Genomic DNA, 16,541 nt, shown 5'->3' with positions numbered 1-16,541 from the left:
CCGCATGCACGTGAGACAATCCATCTTTTTTGACATCACATTAATCAAGAAAGTCTTTTAAGCGTTTGCTGCGGCTTGGATGACGTAATTTCCGCAAAGCCTTGGCTTCAATTTGACGGATTCTCTCTCTTGTAACCCCAAAAACTTTTCCTACTTCTTCCAACGTGCGCGTTCTTCCGTCATCAAGCCCGAAACGAAGCCGCAACACATTTTCTTCTCTATCTGTCAGTGTATCTAACACATCTTCTAATTGTTCTTTTAACAGCTCATATGCCGCAGCATCTGAAGGTGCCAGTGCTTCCTGGTCTTCAATAAAATCACCAAGATGGGAATCGTCTTCTTCACCAATTGGTGTTTCTAATGATACCGGCTCTTGAGCAATTTTAAGAATTTCCCGGACTTTATCAGGAGTTAAATCCATTTCTTTCGACACTTCTTCTGGAGTCGGCTCACGCCCTAAATCTTGAAGAAGCTGCCGCTGTACCCTGATCAGCTTATTAATTGTTTCCACCATATGAACTGGAATACGAATAGTACGGGCCTGGTCGGCAATCGCGCGCGTAATCGCTTGGCGAATCCACCACGTCGCATACGTACTAAATTTATACCCTTTATTGTAATCAAACTTTTCTACAGCTTTGATGAGGCCCATATTACCTTCTTGGATTAAATCTAAAAACAGCATGCCGCGTCCAACATATCTCTTTGCAATAGACACGACGAGTCGAAGGTTTGCTTCCGCTAAACGGCGCTTTGCTTCTTCATCGCCTTCTTCAATCTGCTTGGCATATGTGATTTCCTCTTCTGCAGACAACAGAGGAACTCTGCCGATTTCTTTTAGATACATTCGCACAGGGTCATTTATTTTGATACCTGGCGGGACGCTTAAATCGTTTAAATCCAGCTCCTCCTCTTCTTTCTCTACTTGTTCCATGCTAGGGACTTCTTCCCCTTCATTCAGCAAATCAATCCCTTGCTCTCCCAAATACTCAAAAAACTCGTCCATTTGTTCCGAATCTTGGTCATAAGGGGCTAGTTTTTCCGTAATTTCAGCATAGGATAAAACTCCTCGCTTTTTCCCGCTCTCCACTAGTTGTTCTTTGACTTGATCGATAGACATTTCACCTTCCGCCAACGGGCGTGTTGGTTTCTCAGCCATTCGATCCCCTCCTTCCATTCTTCACACCACTTATCTATACACATCCATCTGTTTATCACAGAGGCTTCCTCGTTCATTGTTTAAATGAAAAGGGCTTCGCTTGCGCATCAGGTCATGCCTGACTTTTACACGTACTTTAACGATTTTATTTTTTTAAAGCTTTTTTCATGTCAACAATTTCTGTGGCAAGCTTCACAGCTAATTGATAATCGTGTTTTTTCTCAGCTTCTTTCATTTTTTGTTCTATTTCTTCTATTTCTACCCATTTTGGATAATTCTTAATCTGTTGAATGTAGTCAGCCAATTCATTTTCTGACAGCTGTCTATTTATGTCAAGCATTGCGATTTCTGACGCCTTTTGTATTAAATCAGCATCTTGCAGCTGATTAATAAATTGACTAGGATCAGATTCGTATCCTTTCGTGTAGTATGCATATAAATGAGCAGCAATAGCAATATGGGAATCAACGTTAAAATCCCCGCCAACCTTTTCCTGCACCATCTCACATACATCAGCATTCCTCATCATATGATGAAGCAAGATTCGTTCTGCGTTTTCATAAGCAGGGAGCAGCCGCTTGTTTTGGTATGACTCCAGTCCCCAGCGTTTTCTCATGTCACTTTGCTGTGACTGATTGCGTCTCTTTTTGTAATCGCGCTCCGACTCTTTGTAAATCCGGAACTGTTCTTGTTTTAGTGCATCGAATGATAATGAAAACTCTTCTGCTAGTTGTCTCAAGTAAACATCGCGCTCGATTGCTTTTGGCAAATTCGTTACTTCTTTTAATACTTCTTCGATGTATTGTAGTTTTTCTCCTTCATCTTGAAGGTTTCTGCCCCTTTTTAAAAAACGCATTTTAAAAGTCATCAAAGGAAAAGCGCCATCGATGATCTCCGTTTTAAATTGATCTGCTCCATACGTTTTCAAATAATCATCAGGATCCAATTGATCTGGCAAAAGTGCAACATAAACCGTTAATCCTTGCTGTTCTAAAATATCTGCCGCTTTTCTAGCCGCTTGCTGTCCAGCATTATCACCATCGAAACAAAGAATAACACGTTCGGTGTGCCGGCGAATGATCTTAGCTTGTCTTTCCGTTAATGAAGTACCCAATGACCCGATGGCATTTAAAATACCTGCGTTTGCTGCGGCAATCACATCTGCATACCCTTCAAACAAAACAGCTTCATTTCGTTTACGAATGTGCTGGCGTGCCAAATGCAGCCCGTATAATGTTTCATTTTTTTTAAACACTGGGGTTTCCGGACTGTTTAAATACTTTGGCTCTCCATCACCAAGTACCCTTCCGCCAAATCCAATTACCTGACCTTGCACATCATGGATAGGAAACATGATTCTATTTACAAATCTGTCTTTTAGCTCCCAATTGGACTCTTGCCGCAAAAGCAGTCCGGCTTCTTCCATTTCTTCGAGGTTGTACCCTCTTTTATCCAGTAAACCTTTCATTACCTGAGGCTGGTCCGGAGAAAAACCAAGTTGAAAACGCTCAAGCATATCATGAGAAAATCCACGTGCAATTAAATAATCATAAGCTGCTTTTCCCTGTTCCGTATTTATTAAGAGGTGGTGATAAAACCTTGCAGCAAGATGGTGTCCCTCTTTTTGTCTGTTTTCGCTCGAAGAACGCGTTTTTCCCGCATTAGAATAACCTATTTCCGGGACAGCTATTCCCGCTTTTTTTGCCAGAGTACTTGCCGCCTCTACAAACGTAATACTTTCCATTTCCATAACAAAGGTAAACACGTTTCCGCCTGCTCCGCAGCCAAAACAATGATACAGTTGTTTATCGGGGGTGACAGAAAAGGAGGGCGTTTTTTCCCCATGAAACGGGCACAACCCCGTATAATGCTTTCCTTGTTTTTTTAACTGCATGTATTCACTGATAATATCTACAATATCAAGAGACTGACGGATTTCAGCAACCGTTTCATCTGGTATATGTGGTGCCAAGCAGCTGAACCCCCTCTTTGATTGAGATGTTTAACTATACGTTTGTTAAACATGTTGTTAGCGCATGGACAAACCTTTCTCTGTCTTTGCGTGAAAACGAAGATGTGCTTTTTCTCTTTACTTTTCCTCTTTTCATTTGAATCCCCTCGTATCTACTCAGTAAAAGTCCATCAATTTCATGGCTTTGAAATTGCCGGCCTCTTGGCGATAAGACAACGGCCTCTTTTTGCAACGCCACTGCCGCAAGACCATTATCCTGGGTAATAACAACATCACCAGCTTTTACATGATTAATAATATACATATCAACAGCTTCTGGTTCAGCATCCAACATGATGCTTTTTGAATAATACTCTGCTGATGAGATATGAGAAAAAGTAAACACAAAATATGACGCTATTTGATACGATTGCGCAATCCGGTCAATATCTGCCTTAACCGGGCATGCGTCTGCATCTGTAAAAATAACGATAACGGTTCGTCCTTTCCTTACCATTCGACAACATTAAACAAAATCCTGCTATTTCATTGGATGTTTTTACATCAAATTCGAGCCTATTCAATTTTTTCACACAATACTTCATTATAAACCATCTTTTTTTAAAAAACCATAAAGAAAACTTGGCCAGCGCCAAGCCTTTAAGCGCAGACAGTTACCTAGCTGCACTTATACTGATTTTCTCAACATGTTGACAACACTAATGATTCACCCATGCTAATTGATATTTTCCTGCCAGTGCAATAAAAGCTGCCCTTTGCATCGAGCAGCTTCTCTATTAATTTTTTTGAAACATATTGGAAATAAGGTTAGCGGTCTCTTCTACTGCTTTGCTGGAAACATCAATAATGGTGCATCCGATTTTTTCCATCACCTTTTCGGAGTATTCGAGCTCTTCTTTAATACGTTCCAGCTTTGCATAATTGGCTTCTGCTTTCAGTCCCAATGCTTTTAATCGTTCTGTCCGAATATCGTTCAACTTCTCCGGACTAATACGCAGCCCAATACATTTCTTAGGAGATATTTTGAACAATTCTTCTGGAGGTTCTACCTCCGGAACAAGCGGAACATTTGCCACCTTCAAGCGTTTATGCGCTAAGTATTGTGACAAAGGCGTTTTCGATGTGCGAGAAACGCCGATTAAAACAATATCTGCACGAATAATCCCGCTTGGATCTCTGCCATCGTCGTATTTCACAGCAAACTCAATGGCTTCAACTTTTCTAAAGTAATCCTCATCCAAGCGATACACTAAACCAGGTTCATATTTTGGCTGTTTTCCAGTGGCCTTGACCATTTTATTAAGCACTGGCCCAATAATATCTACGGTTTCAACCCCAGCCTCCTTAGCTTTTGCTAACAGATACTGGCTTTTTTCCGGAATAACAAGAGTGTAAGCAATCATTGCCTGTACTTCTTTCGCCAGTTCCACTACTTCATTAATCGTATGTTCATCTTCCACATATGGAATGCGCCGAATTTCCATTCCTTGTTCGCCAAATTGGCTGGCAGCAGCCTTAACTACTAATTCTGCTGTTTCTCCAACAGAATCAGACACAACGTATACAATGGGACGCTGAATGCTCACGTTCGCCATCCCCCTCCTTCTCCAAGTCATTATCTACAGGAGTTGATCGTGTGATAAATCTACTAGCACTTTTGTTATATTTGTTTTTGTGATTCTGCCGACCACTTCTAAGTGGTTAGCAGAATCTTTCTTCTTTACTACAGGTAATGCATCAATTTGCTTTTCAATGAGTTTATTGGCAACTTCAATCACAAGATCATCTTTTTCACAAACCGTAATATTAGGCATCCTTGTCATAATGATGCTTACAGGCATCGATTCAAGGTCCTGTTTTCCAATACTTGCTCGTAACAAGTCTTTCCTGGATAAAATACCTGTTAAATATGCATTTTTATCCACAACAAACAGTGTACCAACGTCTTCTAAAAACATCGTGCATATCGCATCATAAACAGAACTCGATTCATTGACGACAATTGGAATCGATTGATAATCCTGAACGGTTAATTTTTTAACTTTTTCTGTTAACAGCTGAGATCCAGTTTTTCCTGTATAAAAGTACCCGACACGCGGACGTGCATCCAAAAATCCGGCCATTGTTAAAATGGCTAGATCTGGTCTTAACGTGGCTCTTGTTAAAGACAGCTTTTCTGCAATCTTCTCACCAGTAATCGGTCCGCTGTCTTTGACAATCCCTAAAATTTCTTCTTGTCTTCCTGTAAGTTCGATCGTCACCACCGCCTTACGATCTCTCCCTGCAGTGAGAACATCATATGAATGCGCTGGTCAGAAAGGAGAGATTCTACTTATTCTTTCTTTCATTATATCTTATTACATCAACGCATGACCATCGATTTACTTATCAGGAGGAGAACACGATCTGTTGGAAGTCAGCAAAACGATGTATTTCCACAGACAATTGTTTCATTTGTGCCAAGCGGTTTTCTTTTACTTGCTTATCGTCACTCATTACCATGACGTGATCAAAATACTCGTTAATGGTTCCTTGCAGCTCATCAAGCAGAGCAAATGCCCCACGCACATCAACCTCTGTTAACTTCTGAGGGAGCTCTTTCTGCAATGCCGCATATGCATCATACAATTGCCGCTCTTTGGGCTCTTGAAACAAATCTGTATCAATACGGTTTGAGAAATTGGCTTGCTTTTTAGCAATATTTGTTACCCTGCTTAACGCTTCTACCGTCTCTTTAAAGTGCTCATCTGCTAATTTTTGCTGCAGAAATTCCGCTTTTTTTACTGTTAATACAACTGGCTCTCCAACGTTTTCTAAAACGGCATCTCCCACATCATAGCGAACCTTGCGTTCTGACAGAATGTTTTTCAGACGTAATTCAAAAAAGGCCAGCATATCTGTCATCACTTCTGATTTGTTTCGACTGAGTATACCCGCGTTTTCAAGGCAATCAAGCGATGTCTTTATTAATTCTTTTAAGCTGGCATAAACGTTATGTTCGAATAAAATGTGGACAATACCAGCAGCTTGTCTTCTTAATCCATGGGGGTCTTGTGAACCGGTTGGAATTAAGCCGATGCTAAAGCATGCCGCAATGGTATCCAGCTTTTCAGCTAAAGCCAGTACCGCGCCAGTAACGGATTGCGGCACATGATCTTTTGCATGACGAGGCTGATAATGTTCTTTTATCGCAGCAGCTACCGTTTCATTTTCACCAGCCATCCGTGCATATTTTTCCCCCATAATTCCTTGCAGCTCGGAAAATTCATCTACCATTAACGTCACTAAATCAAACTTGGACAGATACGCTGCTCTCTTCACATCCTGCTTTTCTTTTTCATCAAGGTTCAGCTTGTCAGCAAAATCAGGAGCAACCTCTGTAAGACGGCGTACTTTATCACCAATCGTGCCGAGCTCCTCCTGGAACACAATGTGATTCAGCTTTTCAACTGCATCGTCCAATTTTAACTGCTGATCTTCTTGATAGAAAAAGTCTGCATCCGATAAGCGGGCTCTTAGTACTTTTTCATTCCCTTTGCGAACGTTATCCAAATGCGCTTCGTTTCCATTTCGCACACCGATAAAGTATGGAAGCAAGGTGCCCGAAGTATCTGCAACTGGAAAATATCGTTGGTGTTCACGCATAGAGGTGATTAACACTTCTTCTGGAATACGCAAAAACTCTTCATCAAACGCCCCATAAAATACTGTTGGATACTCGACTAAGTTGTTGACTTCCTCTAGCAGCTCTTCCTCTACTTTCACGTGCCAGTTTTTTTGGCTCGCAACTTCTTCTATTTGCTGGCGGATCATTTGTTTTCTCTCATCTGGACGAACAACCACGTATTGGTTTAATAGCTGTTCTTCATAATTGGCAGGAGCCGTAAGGTCTGCAGCACTTCCTAAAAACCTGTGTCCATAAGATTGACGTCCGCTCTTCACATCAGTAATGTCTATTTGAATCACTTCCTCACCAAACAGAGCGACAATCCAATGAATCGGACGTACATATTTTAATGAATAAGAACCCCAGCGCATATTCTTCGGGAAGTGCAAGTGGGTAATTAGTGACTCCATGCCTGTCAACAGCTCTGCAGCTGTCTTTCCTTTAATTTCTTTGTTGGCAAACACGTATTCTGTTCCTTTTACTTCTTTAACATATAAGTCATCGACATTAATATTCTGCCCTTTTGCAAATCCACGTGCAGCTTTTGTCCATTCCCCGTTTTCATCCATAGCAATATTCTTTGCAGGCCCTTTTGCTTCCTCGGTAATATCCGGTTGTTTTTCTGTCAATTCATTCACACGAATTGCCAAACGACGAGGGGTAGAGAAAGCTTCAATGGACGAAAAAGGAAGGCGGTTATCGTCGAGCCACTTGCTTAATGAATCTTTCAACTGATTCATTGCATCGGTCACAAACCGAGCCGGCATTTCCTCAAGCCCTATCTCTAATAAAAAGTCTCTATTGCTCAAGATGTTTCGCCTCCTTTTTATTTAACATTGGAAAACCAAGCTGTTCTCGTTTTTCATAGTATGCAGACGCACACTTTCTAGCCAGATTCCGTACGCGCCCAATGTAGCCTGTCCGTTCTGTCACAGAAATAGCACCACCTGCATCGAGCAAATTAAAAACGTGAGAGCATTTTAACACGTAATCGTACGCAGGAAAGACTAATTGTTGTTCAATGGCTCTTTCTGCTTCTTTTTCATACGTGCTGAATTCTTCAAATAGCATATGGTGGTCTGCTGTTTCAAACGTATACTTCGAATGTTCATATTCGGGCTGTCCAAACACATCCCCATACGTGAAATCGTCTACCCAGATTAAATCAAACACATTTTCTTTATCTTGAATATACGATGCAAGCCGTTCAATTCCGTATGTAATTTCTACGGCAACAGGATTGGCGTCAATGCCGCCCACTTGCTGGAAGTACGTAAACTGGGTGATTTCCATGCCATCAAGCCATACTTCCCAGCCAAGTCCCCATGCACTTAGTGTCGGAGCTTCCCAGTTATCTTCGACAAAACGAATATCATGTTCATCAGGGTTAATGCCCAGCTCTTTCAAACTCTCCAAATACAACTCCTGAATATTTTTAGGAGACGGTTTCATAATCACTTGGAACTGATGGTGCTGATACAGCCGGTTTGGGTTTTCACCATACCTTCCATCAGCCGGGCGCCTGGACGGCTCCACATATGCCACATTCCAAGGCTCCGGTCCGATACTTCTTAAAAACGTCATCGGATTCATCGTCCCGGCGCCTTTTTCTACATCATAAGCCTGCATAATTAAACAATTCTGTTTCGCCCAAAAATTTTGGAGCGTTAATATCATTTCTTGTATATTCATACAATCCCTCCTTAATAAACGTCCCTCAAACAAAAATCCCGTCCCTATACTAGTATCTAACTAGTATAGGGACGGGAATCACCCGCGGTTCCACCCTATTTGCTTGACCGTAACAAGCCAAGCCGCTTTGTTATTGTTGCTCCGGAACGCCTTCATTACCTTGTTTAACGCAGCTTTCACCATCCTGCGTTCGCTAAATAAACATGGGGGCAACTACTACTTTCCATCGCCGCATCTTATTTTATTTGACACTTCTGGATGTTGACATTTATATTAGCATGATACTCAATCATCATACACGTGTCAAGGTTTGTCGTCTGTCTTCATGCTCCAGTTTTCCATCTGTTCGAGAAACCTTCTTGACTTCAGAAAGATCCCCGTGTATTCATCATAGTATGTTTGTAATACCTGCCTCAACTCTGTTTTGGTGGATTGTTTTAAGGCAACATTTCCAAGACGCTTCATATCCATGTAGAAAAACGTCCGCAACAGCTGCACCGTTTTTTGATGGATATCAAACCGGTATTCATCTATGCCTTTACAGTGATGACATAAAAATCCTGCCTCTTTAACAGAAAAACTAAAAGTTCCTTCTTTTCGCTTACAACGCACACATTGATTTAATTCAGGCGTAATTCCGGCTTGCTGCATCATTTTTGTTTCAAATATTCTCGTTAACACCTCAGGATCATCATCTTCGTTCATTTTTTGCAGCAATTGCAAAAACAACTCAAATAAATAAGGGTTTCTTTCTTTCTCATCCGTTAGTTTGTCTAACAGTTCAGACATATACGAGGCATACGCTGTTTTCACAATATCATCTCGAATAATACGAAACGAATCGATGTTATCACCTTGGCTTAACGTACTCATCCCCGAACCCTTATAATAAAGAAACATCCCATATACAAAGGGCTGGGCAGCAGCTGAAAGTTTATTTTTAGGCTTTTTGGCCCCACGAGCCATTACCGAGATTTTCCCAGCTTCCCGGGTATATATTCGCAGTATCACGTTGTTTTCCCCATAAGCAATTGTCCGCAAAACAATTCCTTCTGCTTTTTCGAGCATGGCTTTCATTCCTTACAAGCATCGCATTGTCTACTCCTCTTCCTCCTGATGAAGACGCATCTCTTCTTCATCCATATGCTCTGCCTGTTCTTGTGCTTTAGTTAAAAGATATGCATGAATATTTCCTGTCATAAAAAAATAATTCCAAGAAAAATTACGGTCTTCAAACATGGTAAGCCACCCTTTCCCCAGCATAATTGCTGTTATTATTAGAATGGCATTTTTTCATTAAAGCATGACCTGTAATTTTTGCCTTTCTGTCTTGGCATCATCAAAGGCAATTCCGATGTGCTGTATGTTTCACAGTTAATAATCTTCTTCTGTATATCCGTGTTCGTTCAACTGACGCTGGCTGTTTCTCCAATCTTTTTGAACTTTCACCCATACATCTAAAAAAACATTCGAACCCAGCAAGTTTTGGATGTCTTCCCGTGCCCTCTGTCCAATCTCTTTTAACATCCGGCCTTGCTTTCCAATAATAATCCCTTTTTGAGAAGAGCGTTCTACAACAATCACACAGCCGATATAGACAGCTCCATTTTCCCGTTCTTTCATTTGTTCTACGCTAACAGCAATCGAGTGAGGAACTTCTTGCGTCGTTAGGTGCAGAACTTTTTCACGTACTAATTCGCTAATAACAAAACGTTCTGGATGGTCAGTTATTTGATCTTCTGGGTAATATTGCGGCCCTTCTTCCAAATAGCCAGTCACTTGCTCTAAAAGAGTCGATACATTATTCCCATTGAGAGCAGAAACAGGTATAATCTCAGCAAATTCATGCCGCTTCCGATATTCTTCAATCTTTTCAAGCAGTGCATCAGGATGCACTTGATCCACTTTGTTTATAACCAAAAAAACCGGGGTCGACGTTTCTTTTAATTTATTAACGATGAATTCTTCGCCTGGACCGTATTTTTCTGATGCGTCCACGAGAAACAAAACGATATCCACTTCTTCTAACGACTGAATAGCTGACCTAACCATAAAATCGCCGAGTTTATGTTTTGGCTTATGTATGCCAGGAGTATCAATAAATACGACCTGCGCGGTATTACTCGTGTAAACTCCCTGGATTTTATTTCTCGTTGTTTGCGGCTTGTCACTCATAATTGCGATTTTTTCACCGATAATGTGGTTCAATAACGTTGATTTTCCTGCATTCGGACGACCAATCAACGCAGCAAATCCTGATTTAAATGTATTATTACTCATCTTGAAAATCCTCCGCTTGAAATGCTCCAGGCAATAGTTCATGTACCGTAACTATCTTCATATCCCCTTTCATATTCCCTAGTATGACTTTCGCAGACGGAGCTAAAAATTCCGATAATACTTGCCGGCAAGCTCCGCAAGGTGAAACAGGATCATCTGTATCAGCGACAACAGCAAGTGTTTGTACATTCTGGTTCCCTTCACTTACCGCCTTAAAAATGGCTGTTCTCTCGGCACAATTAGAAAGACCGTACGAAGCATTCTCAATATTACAGCCTGTGAAAACGTCATTTGTTCCACTGACTGCAGCCGCTCCTACGGGAAAATTCGAATAAGGCACGTATGCTTGGTTTCGTGCGTCCACTGCTGCTTTAAGCAGCTCTTTTTCGGTCATTGCTTTTGTGTCCCCTTTCCATATTTACGTTGCAAACAAAGATATCAATGGTTCATAAAAAATTAACATTCCAATAATAACTGCGGCAATACTAAACACGAAAACCGCTGCAGCAGCAATATCTTTCGCCTGTTCTGCCAGCGGATGGTATTCGTCTGTCACCAGATCTACTGTTCTCTCAAGCGCTGTGTTGATAAGCTCTAGCGCAAACACCACACCAATAACTGCGATGAGCACCAGCCAATGTGTTAGTGGAACCTTCAACACGAAAGCCATGCCAATCACAATCACAGCAAATACAACGTGCAGCTTCATGTTTTGTTCTTGTTTTACAGCACAAATGAATCCGCGAGAAGCATATCGAAACGATTGAATAAACCGCCTCCAATAAATCTGCTTTTTAGCGTTCAAGGCCACACTCACTCAGTATTGTTTCTTGGCGGCTGAACATATCTTTTTCTGCTTCCGCGGTATCATGGGTATAACCTAACAAATGCAAACAACCGTGAACAGCTAGAAACCCAAGCTCCCGCTCTACACTATGTCCATAGGACTCTGCTTGTTCCTTTGCTTTATCTATACTGATAACAATATCACCAAGCAAGTTAGGAACTTCTATATCATCCGGAAGCTCTTCTTCATCATTTAAAGCAAAAGAAATAACATCTGTTGGTTTATCGACATCGCGGTATTGGTTATTCATTTCATGTATTGTTTCGTTATCAACAACGGTTACGGATAACTCAGAGTCCTCCGCTACATCTTCGTGTCTGCAAGCTGCTTGAAGAACTTGTTTCATTAAGGCTGTATCTTGATCACTAAGCGTATTTGTTTCATCGTTAAAATCAATTATGACACTCATTCTTTTCCTCCAGATGCCAAAAGTCTTCCCTATGGCTTATCATTTTTATTTGGAAAACGAGTTGGCTGCGCTTGATCATAGGCATCGAGTATTTGTTGGACAAGCGTATGCCGAACAACATCCGTTGGCTGCAAATAAACAAATCCAATTGTTGGAATCGTTTTTAAAATATCAACGGCATTTTTCAACCCGGACTGCTGGCCTTTTGGCAGGTCTACTTGTGTTAAATCGCCATTTACAACCATTTTGGAACCAAAGCCAAGACGGGTTAAAAACATCTTGATTTGTTCTTTTGTTGTGTTTTGAGCCTCATCTAAAATAACAAAAGCATCTTCTAACGTCCGGCCCCGCATATAAGCTAGTGGGGCGATTTCAATCGTTCCCCGCTCCATTAACCTCGCTGTGTGCTCTACTCCAAAAATATCGTGGAGTGCATCATACAGCGGCCTTAAGTAAGGATCTACTTTTTCTTTCAAATCACCGGGCAGGAAACCAAGGCTTTCACCTGCTTCTACAGCCGGCCGTGTTAGCACAATACGCTTCACGCGGCCATCTTTTAGAGCATTCACTGCCATAATAACCGCCAAATACGTTTTCCCTGTACCAGCTGGGCCAATACCAAAAATCAAATCTTTGTTTCGTATGGTATCTATATATTCCTTTTGTCCAAGTGTTTTCACAACAATGGGTTTGCCTTTTGTATTTACTGCAATTGTTTCTTGATACAACTCTTCCAGCATGTCCAGCTTATCTTCTTCGGCCAGCTGAATTGCATAAATAATATCTCTTTCTGAAATTTTCATCCCATTTCGAAGCATCTTTATTAAAGCTGCTAAGACGTCTTCTATTAACTGAGCCGTTTCTTTCGAACCAGACACAATGAGCGATTCTCCTCTGGTAATAATAGAAACGTCCAGCTTTTCTTCCATTCGCTTTAAGTGTACATCGTTGGGACCAAATAACATTTGTGTTTCGTTTGTGTCGCTTACCTGAAGTGAAATAACTTGCTTTTCTGTCAATTATCTCATTCTCCTTGGATGATCGGTACTTCCGATGTAATCTCTTCTATTACTTGATAGTGCAGCACTATTTTTACTTTACCATTATGCGACTCCTCGTGCAAAATTTTCCCTTCCTTTATATCAGCTTTTCCAGTTAACTGACTTTTTATTTTATTTTCAGCTGCTTTTTTTGCTTGTTTTATAACATCGTTTTTGGATCCTGCCTGATTCACCAGCCTGCTCTCTTGGTACGTTTCAACATTCCAGGCAATGGGAAGGGTATAACCAAAAACCGCAGCATCATGGGTATTTTTTGTTTTTTTAAAAATATCAAATGCTTCATCCGCATCCATTCCCCACAAAGGCAGCTCAAAGCCAAATATGTCCAGGATATACTTCCTTTCTGAGCGTCCGGTTAGTGTGTCTGCTTTCGGCTTAACTGGTATATCAACCGTTACTTTATACCATGTTTCCCCTAATACTTCCCCTTTTGCTGCGACTGTCCTGGCGTGTTTCCCTTTGCCGATAAATCCTGATATTAAAATGTCTCCTTCATGCACTAATTGATTTCTATCTACTAAGACTTGTCCTTGCTCTGCATAGATGGAATGAATAACTGCTGTTTTATTCGCGGTAATGTGTCTTGGAGGCGGTACTTCCGCTTCTTCTGGCAGCGTTTGTTCCACAACTTCAAAATGATAGGTTGTCCCTCTTTTTTCGACGCCTATCCACGTTGTGCCGTCTGTCCTCTCTAATATTTCTTTTTGGATTTGTTCAGGGGAAGGCAGCAAAAATGCAAATGCTCCTTTAGAAACCCCCATATCCGTTAAATTCTTTTCAATTTCGTGCTGCAACACCGGCTGCGCTCCTTCAATTTCTACTTTCCACACCATTTGCGACAGAAGAATTAATGCTGCTGTGAAAAGGAGTATACCAGCTACAAAGCCTGCTCGTTTTTTCATAAGGATCGCGCATTTTTCCAAAAGTGATATTCGAATAACTTCTACGCTGCAATCGTGATCTGCTGCTATTTGCTCTAATCTCGGTAAATCAGCTGATGTAATAAAGCATTCGATGGTTTGCGCACTTGACTTGGTAATGTTTTTTAATATTAACTCTTCACGAAGACTGTCGTTTATTACCGATTCCGGGCGTTTTCCAGTAACCTGCACAAAAATATCAGAAGGTCCATGTTGTTTACTCATGTATTCCTCCCGCTTCCTTGTCATTTAAATAGCTAACTTCATCAATCGTGCCTTCTAGCAGTAATTCGTTAGGAAGTATCGTTTTTATAACAAAGTCATGACCCTTTATTGCTAATTCTCCATACGTTAACTTTAACCGTACCAGCTCTTTTGAAAAATGAAGAACTCCCCGATGATTCTCCACATGCAGGTGAAGCTGTCCAATCATCGTAAGACGAGGCACGTCTAAGAGTACATCTTCTGGCAAATTCATTTTACCGGTTACCCAATATTTAGCGTTTTGTTTAAAGCGGTCAAACATCGGCATGCCCCCTCTCTCATTCTATTCATATGACAGAGAAGAAATGTGTATCACCTTTATCGTGAAACCTCTCTCAAGCAAGCCATGCAAATTACTGATTTCATGATTTTATTCGCTCAGAACGTGTTCATAGCTTATGATAAAGACTTTGCAACATTTCCGTATTTTAGAAAACAGAAATGTTTTAAAAAACTTCTGCTAAGAACACATATATCTTGTGCGCAACGCAGAAGCCATCACATGCTGTGGAAGTGCGTCCCGTGACAACGCCCGAACAGAACAGATCTCGAACTGCCTTGTCTCACGTATACAGATTGCCTCAACGTCTCGACGGCATCGTTAACTCACCCATGCTGGCATGTTTTCCCTTCTCTATTAGTTAACATAAAAAAAGAAGCCGAATCATGATGATTCAGCTTCTTTTCATGTACGCTTTTGATACGGCCTTTTTCTGCAGCCGGCGGGCTTTAGGCTCTCCTAATACTTCTGACCAAATCACGCCATTCATAACGTCTCGTTTGGACATCGCTAAAACACGGGAAGCATGACTTTCATTCGAAGAGGAGGATTCTGAGGAACTGTTACCAATTCCTGCATCGGTGACAACAGAAGTATCGATATTTTTTATCTTTTCTTCTGCCTCTAATTTCCTCTGTCTTAACTCCTCCATTTGTTGCTGATACTGCTCATGAGCCTGGCTGGTTTGTTCATTTTTCATTGTTTCGGCCGGCTGAGATGCTGCCTCTGGTACAGGTGTAGTCGGGCGCCTCTGATCTGTTTTTGTGTCGTCTTCTTGTTGAAAAATACTTTTCCAATCAATTTCTCTCTCATCTTGCGGCTTTCGTTGTTCTCTCCCTTGTTGCTGTTCACCTTGATCTTTGTTTCGATTGAAAACAGAAATCAGTCCCCCGACTAATAAGGCAATCCAAAAGATATTACTAAGTACTAACTCCAAAATAGCTTCCAAGGGTGACTTCCCCCTTCCTTCAAGCTACATTACATGTTCTTTGTAGGTCCTGGATTGTTGTATCCATCATCGTTGTTTTTTGTTTCTTTTCCAATGGACTCTCTCATATCAGTATCGGCGCTGACGTTTTGAATATTCATGTAATCCATAACGCCAAGATTTCCTGATTTTAGAGCTTCAGCCATTGCCATCGGTACTTCTGCTTCTGCTTCTACAACTTTCGCACGCATTTCTTCTACTTTCGCTTTCATTTCTTGTTCGTGTGCAACAGCCATTGCACGACGTTCTTCGGCTTTTGCTTGAGCAATTTTCTTGTCAGCTTCTGCTTGATCTGTCTGCAAGCCTGCACCAATGTTTTTCCCAATATCAATATCAGCAATATCAATAGAAAGTATTTCAAATGCTGTGCCAGAATCCAATCCTTTTTTCAAGACAGTTTGTGAAATCATATCGGGATTTTCAAGTACTGCCTTATGATCTTCAGATGAACCAATGGTGGAAACAATCCCTTCCCCAACTCTTGCGATAACAGTGTCTTCTCCAGCACCACCGACAAGCCGGTCAATGTTGGCTCGGACGGTAATTCGTGCTTTTGCCTTTACTTCAATACCATCCATTGCCACACCAGCAATAAAAGGCGTCTCAATAACTTTAGGGTTAACACTCATCTGCACTGCCTCTAAAACGTCACGACCTGCCAAATCAATCGCCGCGCAGCGTTCAAATGTTAATGCAATATTAGCACGCTGAGCAGCAATAAGGGCATTGACAACTCTGTCAACGTTACCGCCCGCTAAGTAATGGCCTTCTAGCTTATTTAATTCAATATCAAGCCCTGCTTTTTCCGCTTTAATCAACGGATTAACTACTCTTGCCGGGATAACGCGGCGAAGCCTCATTCCTACTAATTGAAAAATACCAATCTTTACGCCAGCAGCCAGCGCAGAAATCCACAGCATGACCGGCACAAACGTAAACAGTACCGCTAATGCAATCAATACTAGCGCTAACACAATAATTAATGTTAAATCAATGGACATA

At 41.2% G+C, this 16,541-nt stretch carries 18 protein-coding genes and 1 other annotated feature; all 18 genes read right to left on the bottom strand.

What is annotated here, in order from left to right; genetic code table 11:
* Positions 1-40 precede the first annotated feature (40 nt).
* Positions 41-1,159 (bottom strand): RNA polymerase sigma factor RpoD, encoded by a 1,119-nt coding sequence (gene rpoD, locus BLT18_RS06765; RefSeq protein WP_091272398.1) that lies wholly within the window; start codon positions 1,157-1,159, stop codon positions 41-43.
* Between the two features lie 145 nt (positions 1,160-1,304).
* The gene (gene dnaG, locus BLT18_RS06760; RefSeq protein ID WP_091272397.1) at positions 1,305-3,131 is read right to left on the bottom strand and encodes a DNA primase; all 1,827 of its coding nucleotides are present in this window, start codon (positions 3,129-3,131) and stop codon (positions 1,305-1,307) included.
* Positions 3,132-3,165: 34 nt separating this feature from the next.
* Complete coding sequence (locus tag BLT18_RS06755; protein WP_091272395.1) at positions 3,166-3,627, bottom strand: YaiI/YqxD family protein; 462 nt, start codon at positions 3,625-3,627, stop codon at positions 3,166-3,168.
* 280 nt (positions 3,628-3,907) lie between these two features.
* A complete protein-coding gene (locus tag BLT18_RS06750; protein WP_407639922.1) occupies positions 3,908-4,711 on the bottom strand; it encodes a pyruvate, water dikinase regulatory protein in 804 nt (267 codons plus the stop codon).
* Positions 4,712-4,750: 39 nt separating this feature from the next.
* Positions 4,751-5,395: a helix-turn-helix transcriptional regulator gene (locus BLT18_RS06745; protein ID WP_091272392.1), complete on the bottom strand. Its 645-nt coding sequence runs from the start codon at positions 5,393-5,395 to the stop codon at positions 4,751-4,753.
* Between the two features lie 124 nt (positions 5,396-5,519).
* Positions 5,520-7,607, bottom strand: coding sequence for a glycine--tRNA ligase subunit beta (gene glyS / locus BLT18_RS06740; RefSeq protein WP_091272391.1), 2,088 nt, complete (start codon positions 7,605-7,607; stop codon positions 5,520-5,522).
* On the bottom strand, positions 7,597-8,490 hold the full coding sequence (glyQ, locus tag BLT18_RS06735; RefSeq protein ID WP_091272389.1) for a glycine--tRNA ligase subunit alpha: 894 nt from the start codon (positions 8,488-8,490) through the stop codon (positions 7,597-7,599). The genes glyS and glyQ overlap by 11 nt, the downstream gene beginning before the upstream one ends.
* Positions 8,491-8,554: 64 nt before the next feature.
* Positions 8,555-8,729: a binding site (T-box leader), on the bottom strand.
* Between the two features lie 64 nt (positions 8,730-8,793).
* Positions 8,794-9,558 carry a DNA repair protein RecO gene (gene recO, locus BLT18_RS06730; RefSeq protein WP_091272573.1) on the bottom strand — a complete coding sequence of 255 codons (765 nt, stop codon included), beginning with the start codon at positions 9,556-9,558 and terminating at the stop codon, positions 8,794-8,796.
* Between the two features lie 30 nt (positions 9,559-9,588).
* Complete coding sequence (locus BLT18_RS06725; protein WP_139184717.1) at positions 9,589-9,729, bottom strand: YqzL family protein; 141 nt, start codon at positions 9,727-9,729, stop codon at positions 9,589-9,591.
* A gap of 135 nt (positions 9,730-9,864) precedes the next feature.
* On the bottom strand, positions 9,865-10,770 hold the full coding sequence (era, locus tag BLT18_RS06720) for a GTPase Era (protein ID WP_091272386.1): 906 nt from the start codon (positions 10,768-10,770) through the stop codon (positions 9,865-9,867).
* Positions 10,763-11,164 carry a cytidine deaminase gene (locus BLT18_RS06715; RefSeq protein ID WP_091272385.1) on the bottom strand — a complete coding sequence of 134 codons (402 nt, stop codon included), beginning with the start codon at positions 11,162-11,164 and terminating at the stop codon, positions 10,763-10,765. The genes era and BLT18_RS06715 overlap by 8 nt, the downstream gene beginning before the upstream one ends.
* 24 nt (positions 11,165-11,188) lie before the next feature.
* Positions 11,189-11,581 (bottom strand): diacylglycerol kinase family protein, encoded by a 393-nt coding sequence (locus tag BLT18_RS06710; protein ID WP_322787559.1) that lies wholly within the window; start codon positions 11,579-11,581, stop codon positions 11,189-11,191.
* Positions 11,565-12,026: an rRNA maturation RNase YbeY gene (ybeY, locus tag BLT18_RS06705; protein ID WP_091272383.1), complete on the bottom strand. Its 462-nt coding sequence runs from the start codon at positions 12,024-12,026 to the stop codon at positions 11,565-11,567. Before ybeY ends, BLT18_RS06710 begins: the two co-directional genes overlap by 17 nt.
* 29 nt (positions 12,027-12,055) lie before the next feature.
* The gene (locus BLT18_RS06700; protein WP_091272381.1) at positions 12,056-13,045 is read right to left on the bottom strand and encodes a PhoH family protein; all 990 of its coding nucleotides are present in this window, start codon (positions 13,043-13,045) and stop codon (positions 12,056-12,058) included.
* Positions 13,046-13,050: 5 nt separating this feature from the next.
* The gene (yqfD, locus tag BLT18_RS06695) at positions 13,051-14,232 is read right to left on the bottom strand and encodes a sporulation protein YqfD (RefSeq protein WP_175487396.1); all 1,182 of its coding nucleotides are present in this window, start codon (positions 14,230-14,232) and stop codon (positions 13,051-13,053) included.
* Positions 14,225-14,533: a sporulation protein YqfC gene (yqfC, locus tag BLT18_RS06690; RefSeq protein WP_091272378.1), complete on the bottom strand. Its 309-nt coding sequence runs from the start codon at positions 14,531-14,533 to the stop codon at positions 14,225-14,227. The genes yqfD and yqfC overlap by 8 nt, the downstream gene beginning before the upstream one ends.
* A gap of 412 nt (positions 14,534-14,945) precedes the next feature.
* Positions 14,946-15,500 carry a hypothetical protein gene (locus tag BLT18_RS06685; RefSeq protein WP_091272377.1) on the bottom strand — a complete coding sequence of 185 codons (555 nt, stop codon included), beginning with the start codon at positions 15,498-15,500 and terminating at the stop codon, positions 14,946-14,948.
* A 29-nt stretch (positions 15,501-15,529) separates the two neighbouring features.
* Positions 15,530-16,540, bottom strand: a complete 1,011-nt coding sequence (gene floA / locus BLT18_RS06680) for a flotillin-like protein FloA (RefSeq protein WP_091272375.1) — start codon at positions 16,538-16,540, stop codon at positions 15,530-15,532.
* Position 16,541 lies beyond the last annotated feature (1 nt).

Origin of the sequence: Alteribacillus persepolensis (genome assembly GCF_900099605.1) — a bacterium.
GTDB lineage: Bacteria > Bacillota > Bacilli > Bacillales > Marinococcaceae > Alteribacillus > Alteribacillus persepolensis.
The sequence above is the reverse complement of the archived record's forward strand: the minus strand, read 5'-3'. Positions and strand labels throughout refer to the sequence as shown.

Bases quoted from the DNA above. Each gene is read 5' to 3' on its own strand.
- rpoD (WP_091272398.1), bottom strand. From the start codon at position 1,159: ATGGCTGAGAAACCAACACGCCCGTTGGCGGAAGGTGAAATGTCTATC.
- BLT18_RS06755 (WP_091272395.1), bottom strand. From the start codon at position 3,627: ATGGTAAGGAAAGGACGAACCGTTATCGTTATTTTTACAGATGCAGAC.
- glyQ (WP_091272389.1), bottom strand. From the start codon at position 8,490: ATGAATATACAAGAAATGATATTAACGCTCCAAAATTTTTGGGCGAAA.
- recO (WP_091272573.1), bottom strand. From the start codon at position 9,558: ATGCTCGAAAAAGCAGAAGGAATTGTTTTGCGGACAATTGCTTATGGG.
- BLT18_RS06725 (WP_139184717.1), bottom strand. From the start codon at position 9,729: ATGTTTGAAGACCGTAATTTTTCTTGGAATTATTTTTTTATGACAGGA.
- era (WP_091272386.1), bottom strand. From the start codon at position 10,770: ATGAGTAATAATACATTTAAATCAGGATTTGCTGCGTTGATTGGTCGT.
- BLT18_RS06715 (WP_091272385.1), bottom strand. From the start codon at position 11,164: ATGACCGAAAAAGAGCTGCTTAAAGCAGCAGTGGACGCACGAAACCAA.
- ybeY (WP_091272383.1), bottom strand. From the start codon at position 12,026: ATGAGTGTCATAATTGATTTTAACGATGAAACAAATACGCTTAGTGAT.
- yqfD (WP_175487396.1), bottom strand. From the start codon at position 14,232: ATGAGTAAACAACATGGACCTTCTGATATTTTTGTGCAGGTTACTGGA.
- yqfC (WP_091272378.1), bottom strand. From the start codon at position 14,533: ATGTTTGACCGCTTTAAACAAAACGCTAAATATTGGGTAACCGGTAAA.
- floA (WP_091272375.1), bottom strand. From the start codon at position 16,540: ATGTCCATTGATTTAACATTAATTATTGTGTTAGCGCTAGTATTGATT.